This is a genomic window from Bradyrhizobium sp. BTAi1 (assembly GCF_000015165.1).
Lineage (GTDB): Bacteria > Pseudomonadota > Alphaproteobacteria > Rhizobiales > Xanthobacteraceae > Bradyrhizobium > Bradyrhizobium denitrificans.
In genome coordinates this window covers 566,451-584,701 of record NC_009485.1, presented here as the reverse complement: position 1 = coordinate 584,701, position 18,251 = coordinate 566,451, and the positions used below count along the sequence as shown (strand labels likewise).

15 protein-coding genes are annotated in these 18,251 nt (G+C 65.1%); 7 read left to right on the top strand and 8 right to left on the bottom strand.

Annotation, left to right across the window (positions count from 1 at the left end; genetic code table 11):
• Position 1: 1 nt before the first annotated feature.
• Positions 2 to 1,516, bottom strand: coding sequence for an MFS transporter (locus tag BBTA_RS02750; RefSeq protein ID WP_012040906.1), 1,515 nt, complete (start codon positions 1,514 to 1,516; stop codon positions 2 to 4).
• 391 nt (positions 1,517 to 1,907) lie between these two features.
• Positions 1,908 to 3,947, bottom strand: a complete 2,040-nt coding sequence (locus tag BBTA_RS02745; protein ID WP_049795288.1) for a methyl-accepting chemotaxis protein — start codon at positions 3,945 to 3,947, stop codon at positions 1,908 to 1,910.
• A 296-nt stretch (positions 3,948 to 4,243) separates the two neighbouring features.
• On the opposite strand from BBTA_RS02745, the gene BBTA_RS02740 reads away from it, so the two are divergent.
• From BBTA_RS02740 to BBTA_RS02725, 4 genes are all read left to right on the top strand, one after another.
• On the top strand, positions 4,244 to 4,729 hold the full coding sequence (locus tag BBTA_RS02740) for a (2Fe-2S)-binding protein (RefSeq protein WP_012040904.1): 486 nt from the start codon (positions 4,244 to 4,246) through the stop codon (positions 4,727 to 4,729).
• A 113-nt stretch (positions 4,730 to 4,842) separates the two neighbouring features.
• Entirely contained in the window at positions 4,843 to 7,188 is a 2,346-nt protein-coding gene (locus tag BBTA_RS02735; RefSeq protein WP_012040903.1) for a xanthine dehydrogenase family protein molybdopterin-binding subunit, read from the top strand.
• Positions 7,189 to 7,207: 19 nt separating this feature from the next.
• A complete protein-coding gene (locus BBTA_RS02730; protein ID WP_012040902.1) occupies positions 7,208 to 8,008 on the top strand; it encodes a xanthine dehydrogenase family protein subunit M in 801 nt (266 codons plus the stop codon).
• A gap of 211 nt (positions 8,009 to 8,219) precedes the next feature.
• Complete coding sequence (locus tag BBTA_RS02725) at positions 8,220 to 9,332, top strand: CaiB/BaiF CoA-transferase family protein (RefSeq protein ID WP_012040901.1); 1,113 nt, start codon at positions 8,220 to 8,222, stop codon at positions 9,330 to 9,332.
• Positions 9,333 to 9,707: 375 nt separating this feature from the next.
• Here the strand turns inward: BBTA_RS02725 and hppD are convergent, their stop codons facing one another.
• Entirely contained in the window at positions 9,708 to 10,826 is a 1,119-nt protein-coding gene (gene hppD, locus BBTA_RS02720) for a 4-hydroxyphenylpyruvate dioxygenase (RefSeq protein ID WP_012040900.1), read from the bottom strand.
• Positions 10,827 to 10,947: 121 nt separating this feature from the next.
• On the opposite strand from hppD, the gene BBTA_RS02715 reads away from it, so the two are divergent.
• Together BBTA_RS02715 and BBTA_RS02710 are read left to right on the top strand one after the other, a co-directional pair.
• Positions 10,948 to 11,427 (top strand): Lrp/AsnC family transcriptional regulator, encoded by a 480-nt coding sequence (locus BBTA_RS02715; protein ID WP_012040899.1) that lies wholly within the window; start codon positions 10,948 to 10,950, stop codon positions 11,425 to 11,427.
• Between the two features lie 89 nt (positions 11,428 to 11,516).
• A complete protein-coding gene (locus tag BBTA_RS02710) occupies positions 11,517 to 11,828 on the top strand; it encodes a DUF1272 domain-containing protein (RefSeq protein ID WP_012040898.1) in 312 nt (103 codons plus the stop codon).
• A 37-nt stretch (positions 11,829 to 11,865) separates the two neighbouring features.
• On the opposite strand, the gene fahA is transcribed toward BBTA_RS02710, so the two are convergent.
• The 5 genes from fahA to BBTA_RS02685 all read right to left on the bottom strand — a co-directional run bounded on the left by fahA (position 11,866) and on the right by BBTA_RS02685 (position 17,466).
• Complete coding sequence (fahA, locus tag BBTA_RS02705) at positions 11,866 to 13,140, bottom strand: fumarylacetoacetase (RefSeq protein WP_012040897.1); 1,275 nt, start codon at positions 13,138 to 13,140, stop codon at positions 11,866 to 11,868.
• A 126-nt stretch (positions 13,141 to 13,266) separates the two neighbouring features.
• Positions 13,267 to 14,613, bottom strand: a complete 1,347-nt coding sequence (gene hmgA, locus BBTA_RS02700; protein ID WP_041751193.1) for a homogentisate 1,2-dioxygenase — start codon at positions 14,611 to 14,613, stop codon at positions 13,267 to 13,269.
• Complete coding sequence (locus BBTA_RS02695; protein WP_012040895.1) at positions 14,613 to 15,569, bottom strand: MBL fold metallo-hydrolase; 957 nt, start codon at positions 15,567 to 15,569, stop codon at positions 14,613 to 14,615. The genes hmgA and BBTA_RS02695 overlap by 1 nt, the downstream gene beginning before the upstream one ends.
• 23 nt (positions 15,570 to 15,592) lie before the next feature.
• On the bottom strand, positions 15,593 to 15,820 hold the full coding sequence (locus tag BBTA_RS02690; RefSeq protein WP_041751192.1) for a DUF2783 domain-containing protein: 228 nt from the start codon (positions 15,818 to 15,820) through the stop codon (positions 15,593 to 15,595).
• A gap of 11 nt (positions 15,821 to 15,831) precedes the next feature.
• A complete protein-coding gene (locus BBTA_RS02685) occupies positions 15,832 to 17,466 on the bottom strand; it encodes an FAD-dependent oxidoreductase (RefSeq protein WP_012040893.1) in 1,635 nt (544 codons plus the stop codon).
• A gap of 164 nt (positions 17,467 to 17,630) precedes the next feature.
• On the opposite strand from BBTA_RS02685, the gene BBTA_RS02680 reads away from it, so the two are divergent.
• Positions 17,631 to 18,188, top strand: coding sequence for a MarR family winged helix-turn-helix transcriptional regulator (locus BBTA_RS02680; protein WP_012040892.1), 558 nt, complete (start codon positions 17,631 to 17,633; stop codon positions 18,186 to 18,188).
• Positions 18,189 to 18,251: the final 63 nt, after the last annotated feature.

The window sequence follows — 18,251 nt, the reverse complement described above, 5'->3', positions numbered from 1 at the left end:
TCTACTCCATCACGGCGAGCGGGCGCGCCACGTCTTCGAGCGATTTCCGCTCGGCCGCGACCGCATAGCGCGAGGCGACGAGCGCCGCCACCACCATCAGCGCCGCGCCGAACAAATAGCCGGCGAACACGGCGCCGCGCGCGCCGCTGTCGAGCAGCGCACCGAACAACGCCGGTCCGGCGACACCGCCAAGACCGGTCCCGATCGCGTAGAACAAGGCGATCGCAAGCGCCCGCACCTCGAGCGGAAAATTCTCCGACACAGTGAGATAGGCCGCACTCGCCGCAGGCGAGGCGAAGAAGAAGATCACCATCCAGGCGGCCGTCTGCGTCTGCGCGCTCAAGACCCCGAGGGAAAACAGATAGCCGGTGAGCGCGAGCAACACCCCCGAGACACCATAGGTGAAGGTGATCATGGCGCGACGACCAAGTGTGTCGAACAGGCGGCCGAGGAGCAGTGGCCCAAGCACGTTGCCGGCCGCGAAGGGCAGGATGTACCAGCCGACATGATCCGCCTGAATGCCGTAGAAGTCGGTGAGCACCAAGGCGAAGGTGAAGAAGATCGCGTTGTAGAAGAAGGCTTGCGCAATCATCAAGGTGAGACCGACCAGCGAGCGCTGGCGGTAGACCGAGAACAGCGTGCGCGCGACCTCAAGGAGCGGGGTGTGGTCACGCATGCGCAGGCGGATCTTCGGCAAAGATTTTGCCCGCTCCTCGCGATCATGGCCGGTCACGTCGCGCTCGATTGCAGCGACGATGTCGTGGGCCTGCTCGGGATGGCCATGGATCATCAGCCAGCGCGGGCTTTCCGGAATCCACATCCGCATGATCAGCACCACGAGGCCGAGGCCGGCGCCGATGCCGTAGGCCAGACGCCAGCCCATGTCAGCGCTCGCCACCTCGGGATCGAGCAGAACGATGGCACCGACGGCCCCCAACGCGGCACCCAGCCAGAAGCTGCCATTGATCATCAGATCCGTCCAGCCGCGGTAGCGCGCCGGGACGAGCTCCTGGATGGTCGAGTTGATCGCCGTATACTCGCCGCCGATGCCCGCGCCGGTGAGGAAGCGGAACAGCGCATAGACCGCGACATTCCAGGACAGGGCCGTCGCCGCGGTCGCAGACAGGTAGAGCGCGAGCGTGATGAAGAACAGTTTCCTGCGGCCGATGCGGTCGGTGAGCCAGCCAAAACCGAGCGCGCCCAGAACAGCACCGGCCAGATAGGCGCTGTTCGCCAGGCCAATATCGAGATTGGAGAAGTGCAGCACCGGACTCTGCTTCAGCGCGCCGGACAGCGCGCCCGCGAGCGTCACCTCGAGTCCGTCGAGCACCCAGGTGATGCCGAGCGCCAGCACCACGCGGGTGTGAAATCCGCTCCAGCGGAGATCGTCGAGCCGCGCAGGAATGTTGGTCTCGATAATGCGGTCGTGCTCAGGCAGCTCGCGCGCGACACCGGCCGATTGCGGCGCCGGCGTGACGATGCGGAGATCGGGTACGGGTGCCTGTCGGGGTGCCATGGAATCCCAATGCGATGGCGCAGGTCGCACCGCATGCTAGACCGGAGAGAATGAAGCAAATGCGGCAGCGAGCCGCCGCCGCTGCGACCCAACGTCTCGTTTGGCACGGGGTTCCCGGAACGGGGCGGGAACCCTACTCGCCCCCAGTTACGGGTCTCGTTGGTGAAGCCTCCCGATGGGCCTCAATCAAAGTGTCGTCCCGGGCAAGCGAGCGCGACCCGGGATCCATACCGCGTGATACCTGAGTGAGCCGCACAACTGACACCACCCGCCAAACCTCTGCGGCGGATGGGTCCCCGCTTTCGCGGGGACGACAGCAGAATGCTGGGCGGACTGGAGCCACCTCGCGGGCAGTTATGGGCCGACCAGCCTAACTTCGTTCCGGCGCGCCCTATGCCGCGCGAATATTCGCCATGAAGCGGTTGAGCTCCTCGCGCAGCCTTGCGCTCTGCGACGACAGCGACTTGGCCGAGCGCAGCACCTCTTCCGAAGCCTCGCCCGTTTGCGTCGCGCCGCGATTGACCTCGGTGATATCGGAAGCCGCGGCCTGCGTGCCGGCCGCGACGCTCTGTACGTTCCTCGCGATCTCCTGGGTCGCGCCACCCTGCTGCTCGACGGCGGTCGCAATCGACGAGGCGATCGTGGAGATCTGGCGAATCGTGCCGCCGATCTGCTTGATCGCGGTCACCGACTCCTGGGTCGCAGCCTGCATGCCGGAGATATGGTTGGAGATGTCATCGGTCGCCTTGGCGGTCTGCTCGGCCAGCGACTTGACCTCGGAGGCGACGACCGCGAAGCCGCGGCCGGCATCCCCGGCCCGCGCCGCCTCGATGGTGGCATTCAGCGCCAGAAGGTTGGTCTGCTCGGCGATCGCCGTGATCAGCTTGACGACGTCCCCGATCTCCTGCGCCGCCCGCGACAGCTTGCCGATGCGTCCGTCGGTCTCCTCGGCCTGGCTCACCGCGGATTCGGCGATGCGGTTGGACTCGCGGACCTGTCGTCCGATCTCGCTGACCGAGGCCGACAGCTCGTCGGTCGCACTGGCGACCGAGTGGATCCGGCCTGCGGCCTGGTCCGAGGTGCCGCTGACCCGGCTGGCCAGCGACTGGGTGGTTTCCGCGGTCCTGGTCAGGGTGGAGGCGGCATGTTCGAGCTGCTCCGCAGAGCTCGACACGTTGGACACGATGGAGCCGACCGCAGCCTCGAATTCGTCGGCAAAACGGATCAGCTCGGCCCGGCGCGCCGCGCCGGCGGCCTTGTTCTGGGCATCCTGGGTCGCGGCGTCGCGCTCGGCCTTCGCCACGGCCTGAACCTTGAACTCCTCGACGGCAGCGGCCATCTCGCCGATCTCGTCGGCGCGGCCGAGCCCCGGCAGGCGCACATCGAAATTGCCGGAGGCGAGCTCGCGCATCGCCTTGCACATCGTGATCATCGGCTTGGAGATGCCGTTGCCGAGCATCAAGGCCAGCGCGGCGCCAAGGGCAAGGCCACCGACGGCCAGGATCGCGATCAGCCGCTCGATCTCGGCGATGGTGGCATTGGTGGCGGACTCGATGCGCTGCTGGTCGGCGGCAAGGTCCGATCGCAGCCCGTTGGACAGACCGAGGATCTCGGTGGCCGCGGTGCCCATGTCCTGGACCAGTTTCGCCAGCGCCTTGGAATTGTCCGCGAATTTGATGAAGGCGGCGCGGTACTGCTTGATGAGGTCACCGAGTTCGGTGACACGCTGCGTCACCTTCTCGTCATTGGCGTAGATCGTGACCAGCGACGTCTCCAGGAAGCGCGTCCGTGCGATGGCCCCATCGGCCGTCTTCGGATCGGGTTTCGCGATGAACGTGCCGACCAGCGCGGAGGCGGTCAGATACTGACCGGTCAGGTCCTTGGCGGTGGTCTGCACGGTCGGCAGGCCGGCGAGCGCGGCCGTATCGGCCAGATCGTCGAACTTATAGCGGATCTTGTTGCCGACGATGCCGATCTGGTCGGTGGCCAGCTTGGCATTGTCGCGGGTCAGGTTGGCGATCTCGGAGAAGATCTTGGCGAAGGTCTGAAACTGCGCCTGCAGCTTGCCGAGCTGCGCCCGCCGCTCCGCGGCGCTGGCGGCCGCCAGCGACTTGTCGATCGCCGCCAGCAGCGACTGCTGCGCTGCCATCGCGGCGGCCTCGTCCTCGGGCTTGCCGGTCAGGGCAAAATAGCGCGCGAGCGCCTGGTAGGAGATGAGCTCCCGGTCGATGGTTCTGGCCGCATCGGCCTCGGAGACACTGGCCCGATAGGAGGCGACGGCGGCCGCGACCTTCTCGAACCCGAGATAGGCGAACCCGATGCTGGCCGCAGAGATCGCCAGCACGACCGCGAAGCCGAGAAAGATCTTGGCACGGAAACGCAGGGTCAGAAAATTGCCACGCCGCGACTGCGGCGCCAGATGCGCAGACATTCCCACCCCCGACAGGCCAGCCTTTATTGTGGCCGGTGTCCCTCCACCCGGCGTGGCATACACCGGACTGTGATCAAAACTACGTCACAATGGCTAAGGGTGAGTAAATGGGCAGTGACCGCAGATACCCCGGCCGATAGCGCTGCAACTGCCAGTCCTCGCATCAGGAGATGCGACCGAATCGCCGATGGCGCGCGCAAGACGTCGCAATGACATCGAAGACGAAAATTCGAGTTGCAAAGTCCTGAAGGCGCTGTTTCTAATCAGAATAAGAATAATTCATCGGGAGGTTACTCGTGTCGACAGTCAAATTGACAGTGAACGGCAAGGCGGTCTCGGTCGAGGTCGAGGATCGCACCCTGCTCGTGCACCTGTTGCGGGATCATCTGAATCTCACCGGTACCCATGTCGGCTGTGACACCAGCCAATGCGGCGCCTGCGTGGTCCATATCGACGGCCGCTCCGTGAAGTCCTGCACCGTGCTCGCAGCCCAAGCCGCCGGCGCCAACGTCACCACCATCGAAGGCATCGCCAAAGGCGACGAGCTGCACCCGATGCAGGCGGCCTTCCGCGACAATCACGGCCTGCAATGCGGCTATTGCACGCCGGGCATGATCATGTCGGCCATCGATATTGTGCACCGCCACGGAGGCGAGCTCGACGAGGCTACGGTGCGTGAGGAACTGGAAGGCAACATCTGCCGCTGCACCGGCTATCACAACATCGTCAAGGCCGTGCTCGACGCCGCGGGGCGGATGAAGGTCGCCCAGGCTGCCGAATAAAGGCCGCGGGACGGACCCGTCGGCTTCGACGTCTTTCAATCAATACCGAGACCACGACCGCTGCGCGCGATGGCCGCGGCGGGACAACAAACTCCGATAGGGGAGAGATTTGCATGGGTATGGAAGGCATTGGCGCGAGCGTCGTCCGCAAGGAGGACAAGCGTTTCATCACCGGCAAGGGCCGGTATGTCGACGACATCAAGCTTCTGGGCATGACCTATGCCCATTTCATCCGCAGCCCGCACGCCCACGCCAAGGTCAAGAGCATCGACTCCTCGGCTGCCGAGGCGATGCCGGGTGTGGTCGCGGTCCTCACCGGCCGGCAGATCGTCGATGACAAGGTCGGCAACCTGATCTGCGGCTGGGCCGTCACCTCCAAGGACGGCTCGCCGATGAGGATGGGCGCATGGCCGGCGATGGCGCCGGAGACCGTGCGGTTCGTGGGCCAGGCCGTCGCCGTCGTGATCGCCGAGAGCAAGAACCTCGCGCGTGACGCCGCCGAGGCGGTCGTGGTGGAATATGAGGAGCTGCCGGCGGTGGCCGACATGCCTTCCGCGCTGAAGCCCGGCGCGCCGCAGCTGCATCCAGAGGCCCCCGGCAACGTCGTCTACGACTGGCATATTGGCGACGAGGCTGCGGTCAATGCCGCGTTCTCCAAGGCCGCCAACGTCGTCAGCCTGGAGCTCACCAACAACCGGCTGGCGCCGAATGCGATGGAGCCGCGCGCGGCGATCGCGGACTACGACGCCGCAGAAGAGCACTTCACGCTCTATACGACGTCGCAGAATCCGCACGTCGCCCGCCTCGTTCTGTCGGCGTTCTACAACATCGCCCCCGAGCACAAGCTGCGGGTGATCGCGCCCGACGTCGGTGGCGGCTTCGGCTCCAAGATCTTCATCTATCCGGAAGAGATGGTGGCGCTGTGGGCGTCCAAGAAGGTCGGCCGCCCGGTGAAGTGGACCGGCGACCGCACCGAGGCGTTCCTGACCGATGCGCATGGTCGCGACCACATCTCCAAGGCGGAGATGGCGTTCGACGCCGATAACAAGATCCTTGGTCTGCGGGTCAAGACCCACGCCAATTTCGGCGCCTATATGTCGCTGTTCTCGTCGTCGGTGCCGACCTATCTCTACGCGACCCTGCTGTCGGGCCAGTACAACATCCCGGCGATCTATGCCGAGGTGATGGGCGTCTATACCAACACGACACCGGTGGACGCCTATCGTGGCGCCGGCCGTCCCGAGGCGAGCTATCTGTTGGAGCGGCTGGTCGAGACCGCGGCGCGTCAGCTCAAGGTCGATCCGGCCGAGCTGCGGCGCAAGAACTTCATCACCCAGTTCCCGCACCAGACCCCGGTGATCATGGCCTACGACACCGGTGACTTCAACGCCTCGCTCGACGCGGCGATGAAGGCCATCGACTATGCCGGCTTCCCGGCGCGCAAGGCCGCCGCCAAGGCGCAGGGCAAGCTGCGCGGCATCGGCCTGTCCTGCTACATCGAGGCCTGCGGCATCGCGCCGTCGAAGGCGGTGGGCAGCCTCGGCGCCGGCGTCGGTTTGTGGGAGTCGGCTGAGATCCGCGTCAACCCGGTCGGCACCATCGAGGTGCTCACGGGATCGCACAGCCACGGCCAGGGCCACGAGACCACCTTCTGCCAGCTGATCGCGGAACGTCTGGGCGTGCCGATCAGCCAGGTCTCGATCGTCCATGGCGACACCGACAAGGTGCAGTTCGGCATGGGCACTTATGGCTCGCGCTCGGCCGCCGTCGGTCTGACCGCGATCCTGAAGGCGATGGAGAAGGTCGAGGCCAAGGCCAAGAAGATCGCCGCCCATGCGCTGGAGGCATCTGAAGGCGACATCATCATCGAGAACGGCGAGTTCAAGGTGACCGGCACCGACAAGTCGATCGCCCTGCCGATGGTCGCACTCGCCGCCTACACCGCGCACAATCTGCCTGACGGGATGGAGCCCGGATTGAAGGAGAGCGCCTTCTACGATCCGACCAACTTCACCTTCCCGGCCGGCACCTATATCTGCGAGCTCGAGGTCGACCAGGCCACCGGCAAGACGTCGTTCGTCAACTTCGTCGCGGCTGACGATTTCGGCCGACTGATCAACCCGATGATCGTCGAAGGCCAGGTCCATGGCGGTCTTGTCCAAGGCATCGGCCAGGCGCTGCTGGAGCACGCTGTCTATGACAGCAACGGCCAGCCGGTCACCGCGTCGTTCATGGACTATGCGATGCCGCGCGCCGACGACGTGCCGTCATTCAAGCTGAGCCACACCACGACCCTCTGCCCGGGCAATCCGCTCGGCGTGAAGGGCTGCGGCGAGGCTGGCGCGATCGGTGCCTCGGCGGCCGTGATCAACGCGATCACGGATGCGATCGGCAACAACAAGCTGGAAATGCCGGCGACGCCGGACCGCGTCTGGCACGCGATCCACGGCAACGCTTGAGACGATTGGAGGAGCAACCATGTACCAGACGACTTATCATCGTGCCTCCTCGGTCGACGAGGCGGCGGCGCTGTTCGCCAAGGGCAGCGAAGCCAAGTTCCTCGCCGGCGGCCACACTCTGCTTCCGGTCATGAAGCAGCGTCTCGCCTCGCCGTCCGACGTCATCGACATCGGCAAGATCAAGGACCTGATCGGCGTGCAACTGTCCGGCGACACGCTCGTGATCAAGGCCGCGACCACCTACTACGACATCATGACCAATGCCGACGTGCAGAAGGCGATCCCCGCGATCTCCTATCTCACCTCGGTGCTCGGCGATCCCGCAGTGCGTCACCGTGGCACCATCGGCGGCTCCATCGCCAACAACGACCCGGCGGCGGACTTCCCGGCGGCGCTGATCTCGCTCGGCGCAACCGTGAAGACCAACAAGCGCGCGATCACGGCGGATGATTTCTTCAAGGGCCTGTTCACGACGGCGCTTGAGGATGGCGAGATCATCACCGAGGTGGCGTTCCCGGTGCCGGAAAAGGCCGGCTACGCGAAGATGCGCCACCCGGCGTCGCGCTTCGCGCTGACCGGCGTGTTCGTCACCAAGACCAAGGGCGGCGATGTCCGCGTCGCCGCCACCGGCGCGTCGCAGAGCGGCGTGATGCGGGTGCCGGCGATCGAGGCGGCACTGAAGTCGAACTGGTCGGCATCGGCGATCGACGGCGTCACCGTGTCGGCATCAGGCCTGCTCAGCGACATCCATGGTTCGTCCGACTATCGCGCCAATCTGGTGAAGGTGATGGCGCAGCGCGCGGTGCAAGCGGCGGGCTGAGCGCGCGACGCGGATCATTCCGCATCACGGCACGACAAATTCCACACGGCGCGCAGCGATGCGCGCCGTTTTGCTTTGCGGCATACGGCGCGCTTGCGTTGGCCTGATACACGCGGGACAATCCAGGATCAGAAAACGCCAATCGCAGCGCGTGGAGATCGAGCCGGTCTCGTCGTGACAGCGCGATGAAACAAGCCAAGGACACAAGGACGTGCTCGACAAGACCGCACCACACACCGGGACCCGCGCCACTGGCCCGCTCGCAGGCTTTCGCATCGTCGAATTCGCGGGCATCGGTCCGGGACCGTTCGCCTGCATGCTGCTGGCCGACATGGGCGCGGAGGTGGTGACGCTCGATCGCGTCGGCGCGCGCAAGACCATGAAATCGGTCGCCGGCCGCGGCCGCAAGGTCATCGAGCTCGACCTCAAGGACAAGGCCGTCATCGCTGACGTGTTGGACCTGCTCGCCGGTGCCGATGCCCTCATCGAAGGTTTCCGGCCCGGCGTGATGGAGCGGCTCGGCCTCGGCCCCGAAATCGTGCTCGCGCGCAATCCGAAACTGGTCTATGGCCGCATGACCGGCTGGGGCCAGGCGGGACCGCTGGCGCAGGCGGCGGGGCACGACATCAACTACATCTCGATCACCGGCGCGCTGGCGGCGATCGGCCCGAAGGAGCGGCCGGTGCCGCCGCTCAATCTGGTCGGCGATTTCGGCGGCGGCGCGCTCTATCTCGTGGTCGGCGTGCTCGCGGCACTGCTGGAGGCCTCGAAGTCCGGCAAGGGCCAGGTGGTGGACACCGCGATGTGCGACGGGGCCGCGTCGCTGCTCGCGATGTTCTTCGACCTCACCGCGATGGGCCGCTGGACCGAGGGACGCGAGCGCAACTTCCTCGACGGCGGCGCGCATTTCTACGGCGTCTACGAATGCGCCTGCGGCAATTTCATCTCGATCGGCTCGATCGAGCCGCAGTTCTACGCGCTGCTGCGCCAGCACGCCGGCCTCTCCGATCCCGCCTTCGAGGCGCAGATGGATCCGCGCGCCTGGCCGGCACTGAAGGAGAAGCTGGTCGCGGTGTTCAAGAGCAAGACGCGCGAGGAGTGGTGCGCCATCATGGAAGGCACCGACATCTGCTTCGCCCCGGTGCTGACGATGTCGGAAGCCCCGAAGCACGCCCACATGGCCGCCCGCGGCGTGTTCGTCGAGCGGCACGGCGTGACACAGCCGGCGCCAGCGCCGCGCTTCTCGCGGACGCCGTCGAATATTCGCGAGCCTGAGGTGACGGAGATCGGCGCCGTGGTGAACGCGTGGAAGGCGGGGCGATAAACGATAGCGGTGCGGCAGTGCCGATGAAGCACTGCCGTAGCAAGCTTATGAGTTGACGACGCTCGCGCCTCCACATCGGTGTCGTCCCCGCGAACGCGGGGACCCATAACCACCGGCCGTCGTGTGGCTAAGATCGTCTGACACCGTGCTCCGACCGACGGGTCACGCGGTATGGGTCCCGGGTCGGCGCCCGACGCCGCTGGCGCGGCGTCAGGCTGGCCCGGGACGACACTGTTTGTTTGGCTTGTTTGGCGACGCACGGCCTCCCACGCAGGCCGTCATTGCGAGCGAAGCGGCGAAGCGAAGCAATCCAGGGGCGCTGCGACGAGAATCTGGATTGCTTCGTCGCTGCGCTCCTCGCAATGACGGATAGACCTACTCCGCCGCCTCCACCTTCAGCACACCGCGACGGATCTGGTCCTCCTCGATCGACTCGAACAGCGCCTTGAAGTTGCCTTCGCCAAAGCCGTCGTCGCCCTTGCGCTGGATGAACTCGAAGAAGATCGGCCCGATCGCGTTGGCCGAGAAGATCTGCAAGAGCACCTTGGTGTGGCCACCATCGACGACGCCTTCGCCGTCGATCAGGATGCCGTTCGTCTTCAGCCGCGCGATGTCTTCGCCATGGCCGGGCAGTCGCGCATCGATCCGCTCGAAATAGGTGTCGGGCGGCGACGGCATGAACGGCAGGCCTGACGCGCGCAGGCCTTCGACCGTGGCGTAGATGTCGCGGGCGCCGCAGGCGATGTGCTGGATGCCCTCGCCGCGATAGACCTTCAGATATTCCTCGATCTGGCCGGAGTCGCCCGCGTCCTCGTTGATCGGGATGCGGATCTTGCCGTCAGGGCTGGTCAACGCACGCGAGAACAGGCCGGAGGCGCGACCCTCGATGTCGAAGAAGCGGATCTGCCGGAAGTTGAACAGTCTCTCATAGAAGCCGGTCCACACATTCATGCGGCCGCGACGCACGTTGTGAGTCAGATGGTCGATGTAATAGAGGCCCGAGCCCGCCGGCCGCGGATCGCGGGCCCCGAGCCAGTCGAATTCGAGATCATAGGCCGAGCCCTTGGCGCCGTAGCGGTCGACCAGATACAGCACGCTGCCGCCGATCCCCTTGATCGCGGGAACGTCGAGCGCCTTCTGCGAAGGCTGCAGATCCGCCGGCTCAGCCCCGAGCGCGACCGCCCGCGCATAGGCTTTCTTCGCATCGACCACGCGGAACGCCATCGACGGTGCGCAGGGACCGTGCGCGGCGACGAAGTCGTGGCCGTGGCTGCCGGGCTCCTCGTTGACGAGATAGTTGATGTCGCCCTGGCGGTAGACCGTGATCGCCTTGGTCTTGTGGCGGGCGACCGGAGCGAAGCCCATCAGCTTGAACAGCGCGTGCAGCTGAGCCGCATCGGGATGGGCGTATTCGACAAACTCGAAGCCGTCGGTGCCCATCGGATTGTCGGCAGAGAGGGTGGCAGGCGGCGCATCGTGCGGAAACGGACCCATCGGCGGAGCTCCTTTGGCTGACCTGCGTTATGATCCCTCGGATTGGGCGCATGGAGCATGCAAACCATTGTCATTTTCGCCAGGATATGCACGATCCGTGCATGATCTGAGGAAAATACGCATGATTTCCGTCGACAGCTTCGATCTCCGCCTCCTCGCCGCGCTGCAGGATGACGGCCGGCTGACCAACCAGGAGCTGGCGGAGATCGCCGGCCTCTCCGCCTCGCAATGCTCGCGACGCCGGATGCGGCTGGAGGAGGACGGGGTCATCGCAGGCTATCGCGCGCAGCTCGCCAGCCAGGCGCTCGGCTTCGAGCTGATCGCCTTCATCCAGATCACCTTGGCGACGCATTCGCCCGACAACGCGCAAAAGTTTCGCGCACTGGTGAACCGCGTCGACGAGATCCAGGAGGCCTATGCGCTGACCGGGGATTCCGATTATCTGCTCAAGGTGGTGCTGCGCGACCTCAAGAGCCTGTCCGACATCGTCAACAACGTGCTGATGCCGCATCAGAGCGTGGCGCATGTGCGCTCCTCGATCGTGCTCGACCGCATCAAGGAGAGCGCGAAGCTGCCGCTGGCCGCGCTGCCGCGCAGCTGAGCGCGTGGCGCAAATCGAGGGAATTGCGGCCTCCACATCGCGGCACGGCTTTGCGACACTGCGCGGGCCAGACCATCAGCGAGACGACCATGGCGCTGCAGCTTCGCCCCAACTGTGAGTCCTGCGACAAGGACCTGCCGCCCGCCGCGACGGACGCGCGCATCTGCTCCTACGAGTGCACCTTCTGCGCCGATTGCGTGGAAACAAGGCTGTTCAACGTCTGCCCGAACTGCGGCGGCGGCTTTGCCCCGCGGCCGATCCGTCCAGCCCACGAATGGCGACCGGGCGCCTGCGTGACGAAACAGCTGCCGTCGGACAAGCGGGTGCATCTGAAGTATGCGGCGGAGGACGTTGCCGCTTTCGTGGCTCGCGTGAAGGACGTTGCTCCAGATAGCCGCTAGACCGCCGTCATTGCGAGCGTGAGCGAAGCAATGAGAGCTAACCCGCTGGAACGATCGTGCCCTCGACCTCGCCGAAGCCGACGCGATAGCCCTGTCCCTGGCACCAGCCGCGCATCACGAGCGAATCGCCGTCCTCGAGGAACGTGCGCGTCACACCGCCCGGGAGTTCGACTGGCTCGCTGCCGTTCCAGCTGATCTCCAGCAGGCTGCCGCGCTGGTGCTTCTCGGGACCAGAGATGGTGCCCGATCCCAGGAGATCACCGACGCTCATGGCGCAGCCGGACGACGCATGGTGCATCAGCTGCTGCACGCTCGACCAGTACATGTATTTGAAATTGGTCTGCGAGATGCGCTGTGGTGCGTTACTGCCGGAGGCGCGCAGGGCAACCTCGAGCGCGAGATCGTAGTTCTGCGCATGCGCCTGCTGCAAATAAGGCAGCGGCATCGGGTCCTGGACCGGCCCCTGTACGCGGAACGGCTCCAGCGCCTCGCGCGTGACCACCCAGGGGCTGATCGAGGTCGCGAACACCTTGGCCTGGAACGGGCCGAGCGGCACATATTCCCATTGCTGGATGTCGCGCGCGCTCCAGTCATTGAGCAGCACGAAGCCGAAGATCATCGCCTCCGCCTGCGCCTCGGTCAGCATCTCGCCGAGCGCAGACGATTGGCCGATGACGACCCCCATCTCCAGCTCGAAATCGAGCCGCTTGCACGGGCCGAAACTCGGCACTTCAGCGCTCGGCGGCTTCAGCTGCCCGCGCGGCCGGCGCACCGGGGTGCCCGACACGACCACGGTCGAGGCGCGGCCATTATAGCCGATCGGCATGTGCAGCCAGTTCGGCTGCAGCGCATTGTCCTTGCCGCGGAACATCACGCCGACATTGGTGGCGTGTTCCTTTGAGGAGTAGAAATCGGTGTAGCCGGCGACATCAAATGGCAGATGCAGCCTGACATCCTTCTGCAGCAGCAGTGCCCGGCTGCGCAGCGGCTTGTCGTCGCGCAGCCGCGGATTGTCGTGGCGCAAGAGAGCACTGATCGCGGCGCGGGTCTTCGTCCACACCGCTGGGCCGAGCGCCATGAAGGCGTTGAGCGAAGGCTGCGCGAAAACCTCATAGGCCGGCGACAGATCGAGCAGGCCTTCATCCTCGAGCACGGCAAGATCGAGCACGACATCGCCAATGGCGACACCGACGCGTGGCTTGGGCGAGTCGGCGGCGGAGAACACGCCATAGGGTAGGTTCTGGATCGGGAAGTCCGACGCCGGATCGACCGGGATGAAGGAGCGGAGCGAGGGATCGTTGGGGTGGGTCAAAATGCTTCTCCAAACCAAGTCGTCATGCCCGGGCTTGACCCGGGCATCCATGTCTAACCGGACGGGACGGAAGTGTCCTGGATGGCCGGGTCAAGCCCGGCCATGACGGCGTTGACATCGTTGTCTCTAAGGCCGGTTCGGATCAAAACGCTTTTCCAGTCCGTTCCAGCAGTCCGCGTAATCCGGCTGCAGTGTGCTGGACTCCGCCGCATGCTTGGTGATCCGCTGCGGGAAGCGGGTCTCGAACATGAAGGCCATAGTGCCCGTGAGCTTCACCGGCTTCAACTCGCCATTGCTGGCGTGATCGAACGCCTCGCGATCCGGTCCGTGCGGCAGCATGCAATTGTGCAGCGACATGCCGCCGGGAACGAAGCCCTGCGGCTTGGCGTCGTAGACGCCGTAGATCAGGCCCATGAATTCGGACATGATGTTCATGTGATACCATGGCGGACGGAAGGTGTTGTCGGCCACCATCCAGCGCTCGGGGAAGATCACGAAGTCGATATTGGCCGTGCCGGCCGTTTCCGACGGCGAGGTCAGCACCGTGAAGATCGATGGATCGGGATGATCGAAACCGATGGCGCCGACCGGCGAGAAGGTTCGCAGATCATATTTGTATGGCGCGTAGTTGCCATGCCAGGCGACGACGTCGATCGGCGAGTGCTTCAGCTCGGTCTTGAACAGCGCACCGCCCCACTTCACGTAGAGCTCGGTCGGCGTGTCCTTGTCCTCATACGAAGCGACTGGCGTCAGGAAGTCGCGGGCGTTGGCGAGGCAGTTGGCGCCGATCGGGCCACGCTCCGGCAGGGTGAAAGCCCCGCCATAATTCTCACACAGATAGCCCCGCGCCGGCCCTGCCGGAAGCTCGACACGGAACTTGACGCCGCGCGGGATCATGACGATCTCGCCGGGCGCGGCATCGATGCGGCCGAACTCGGTGACGAACAACAGGCGTCCCTGCTGCAGCACGAACATCAGTTCGCCGTCAGCATTGTAGAAATGCTGATCGACCATCGACTTGGTGATGACATAGACATGCGCGGCCATGCCGGACTGCGTCGCGGCGTCGCCCGCCGTCGTCATGGTCTGCACGCCCTGCAGGAAGGTGACCTCACCGGACGGCACCGGTGTCGGATCCCAGCGCAGCTGCTGCACCGTGATCTCCTGCTCGTGGCACGGCGCCGTGCGCCACAGCCCGGCGTCGACCTTCGCGAAGCGGCCGGAGTGCTTCACCGAAGGACGGATGCGATACAGCCAGGAGCGCTCGTTGGAGCCGCGCGGCGCGGTGAAGGGCGAGCCGGAAAGCTGCTCGGCATAGAGGCCATAGGCGCAGCGCTGCGGCGAGTTACGGCCGATCGGCAGCGCGCCGGGCAGCGCCTCGGTCTCGAACGAATTGCCAAAGCCGGACATGTAGCCCGGCGTAACCTGCGCCGAGGCGCGGCTGAGCTGGTCAGGCGATGTATTGATGTTCATCATCCTTCTCCTTGCAGGCGGGCCCACATCTCGCGGTCGCGCTCGGCGGTCCAGATCACGGGATCGTCGATGCCGCTGGCCTCGTCATAGGCGCGCGACACGTTGAACGGCAGACAATGCTCATAGATGGCGAAGCTCGCGAATTTCGGATCCATGACCTCGCGCGTCGCCGCCATCGATTCCTTCAGGCTGCGCCCTTTGGCGACCGACATCTCGGCGGCGCCATAGAGCGAGGTGACGAAGTCACGCGTCATCGCGATCGCCTCGCGCACGGTGGCTTCGCCCTTCAGCGCGTCGCCGCGCCCGGGCGCGATCGCCTTGGGATTGAAGTCGCGGATCTCGTTCAGCGTCGACGGCCATTCGCGCAGATAGGCGTCGCCGCAATAGCAGGCCGAGTGATATTCGATGAGATCGCCGGAGAACATGACCTCGGCGTCCGGCACCCAGGCGACGATGTCGCCCGACGTATGGCCCGCGCCCAGCTGAATCAGTTGCACCTCGCGCTTGCCGAGATGGATCGTCATCTCGCCTTCGAAGGTCAGTGTCGGCCAGGTCAGGCCGGGAATGCTCTGCGCATCCTGGAACAGCCGCGGGAAGCGGCCATACTCCGAATCCCAGTCCTGCTGTCCGCGCTCGACGATCAGCCGGTGCGTCTCCTGCGAGGCGACGATGCCTTGCGCGTGATAGGCCGAGGCGCCGAGCACGCGCACCGCGTGATAATGCGACAGCACGACATATTTGATCGGCTTGTCCGTGACCGTCTTGACGCGTTCGATGACCTTGTTGGCCATCGCGGGCGTTGCCTGCGCGTCGAACACGATGCAGCCATCGTCGCCGACGATCACGGCCGAGTTCGGATCGCCCTCGGCCGTGAAGGCATAGAGATCCGGGCCGATCTCGGAGAAGGTGACCTTCTTCTCCGCGAGATCCGTGGTGGATGCGAAACCCTTCGCCATCAGTTCATTCCCTATGTCTGTCGCTATTGCTGCTGCTGTTGTTGCTGCTGAACGCTGTCGATCATGCGGCCTTTCGCCAGCGTGATCGCCTCGCGTAACACGGTGATGTCGCCGATGTGATTGGCGAGGATCAGGACCAGCGCCGCATCGAGATCGGCGCTGTCCTTCTCCGAGAGCCCGCGATGCGCCTCGACGACGGCGCGGAAGGCGTCGTCGGGCTTGGCGAAATTCGAGGCGGTCGAGAGTGCCATCATCTGCTCCCTCAGTTCAGGCCGGACGCGCGCGCCACGGCGGCCGCGATCGCTGCCCGCGTCGGATGCCGGAAGCGGGCCGCGACGTAGCCGTCGGGACGGAGCAGATAGGCGGTGCCGGGCTTGGCATCGTAGCGTTTCCCAGCGAAGCCTTCGGCGTCCGCGAATCCGTCATCTCCATCAATCCGAACGACGCCCACCTCGTCGGGCGCATCGACGTCCCCGCCATTGGCGAAAGCCAGCAACGTGAAGCGCCGGCCCAAGACATTGAACGCATCGGTGAGATGAAGGTGCCGTCCATCGGTCGCTTTGAGCGGCGCATCCAGCATCGAAGTTCCCGGACAAGGCCCGCCCTGCCATTCCTCGGCATCGGCCGTCGACAGCGGCGTCTCATAGACCGAGGGCACCGAGAGCCGGCCGCCATTGACCATGCGCTTGCCGAACTCGGTCTCCTTAGCCAGGGACAGCACCGCCTTGCGCAGCCGCGCCTCCTGCGCGCTGACCGGCGCCATGAAATCGGTGGCACGGGTCGATTCGCGGATGTTCTCATCGGCCGCGGCGCTGCGCTCGATGTGGTAGGTCTCAAGTAGCTGCGATGGCGAGGTTCCGCGCAGCACGCGATCGAGCTTCCAGGACAGGTTCTCCGCATCCTCGAGACCCGAATTGGCGCCGCGGGCGCCGAACGGCGAGACCTGATGCGCGGAATCGCCAGCGAAGATCACGCTGCCATGGATGAACCGCTGCATGCGCCGGCACTGGAATTTGTAGATCGAGATCCATTCGAATTCGAACTCGTCATGGCCGAGCATGCGTGCGATGCGCGGCCGCACGTTCTCGGGCTTCTTCTCGACCTGAGGATCGCAGTCCGGGGTCAGCTGCAGATCGATGCGCCAGACGTCGTCGGGCTGGCGATGCAGCAGCGCCGAGCGACCGGCATGAAACGGCGGATCGAACCAGAACCAGCGCTCGGTCGGAAACTCCGCGGTCATCTTGACGTCGGCGATCAGGAACTGATCCTCGAACACTTTGCCGGAAAAGCCTGCGCCGACCATCTGGCGCAGCGACGAGCGGGCGCCGTCGCAGGCCACGACATATCGCGCCGACAGCCGATAGGGGCCGTCGGGAGTCTCGATCGTCAGGACGGCGCGATCATTGCGCTGTTCCAGCGCGGTCACCTTGTTGCGCCAACGCAGCGAGATCTCCGGCAGTTCGTTGACGCGATCAACGAGATACGCCTCGGCGTAGAATTGCTGCAGGTTGATGAAGGCCGGCCGCTTGTGTCCCGGCTCCGGCAGCAAATTGAACTGATAGAGTTCGGACGGCCCGTGGAAGATGCGACCGACGTTCCATACCACGCCCTTGTCGACCATGCGGTCGCCGACACCGAGCCGGTCCCAATAATCCAGCGAACGCTTGGAGAAACATATCGCGCGCGAGCCTTCGCCGATCCGATCGGCATCGTCCAGCACAACGACCGCGTGACCACGCTGCGCGAGATCAATCGCGAAGGACAGGCCCACCGGGCCGGCGCCCACGACGACGACCGGATGTTCGGCCGGCGCGGCCCGATCCTGATCGCCGTGCCGGTGATAGCCGAACTGAACCTTCGCGTGGCTTGCGCCCTGCCCCGGATTGACCTGCACCATGGCTTGCTCGCCTTGTGGTTTCTTGAGCTGTCGAAGCGACGAATTTCGAAGCGACCGACATTTCCTCGGGTGAGCGCGACTGGCATCTTGCCAGATAGTCTCACCTGCAACTATTCTAAAGCCGACGGCCTCGGCCGCGTCAACACAAAAATCGGAGCGCGAGCGTGGCAAATCCCGCCGACACGGCGTCCAGGCGCCAGCCCAAGCCGGTTGAAGCCAGCCGAAATGCCGCAGCGCCACATGCGGAGGAGCGGCTCGATCTGTTCAAGTTCGCGCCATTTCGGCTGAACCGCCTGGCGGCGGAGGTCAGCGCCGCGCTCGCCAGCGAATATCGCGAGCGCTACGGCCTCGACATTCCCGAATGGCGCGTGCTGGCGACGCTCGGGTTTCGCCGCGAAGCCTGCAGCGCGCAATATGTCGCAGAGTGCACGCGCACGCATAAGTCAACGATCAGCCGCGCCGTGACCGCGCTGTTGGAGCGGCGCCTGATCGAACGCGTCGAGAATGCCGAGGATCGGCGCGAATTCCGCCTGCGCCTCACCCGCAAGGGCAAGACGCTGTACGAGGAACTGATTCCCCGGCTGCAGCAGCGCGAGCGCGAGATCATGGCGTGCCTGTCAGCCGACGAGCGCAGGGCATTCGACCGCCTCATCGGCAAGATCGAGGCGAGCCTCGACCTGATCCAGACCAGCGAGGAGGCGGACGCGAAACAGGCCTATTAGGAGCATGATCCGCCATCGCGAAAACCGGTCGTCCGAAACAATCACGCTCAACAAACAAAACGC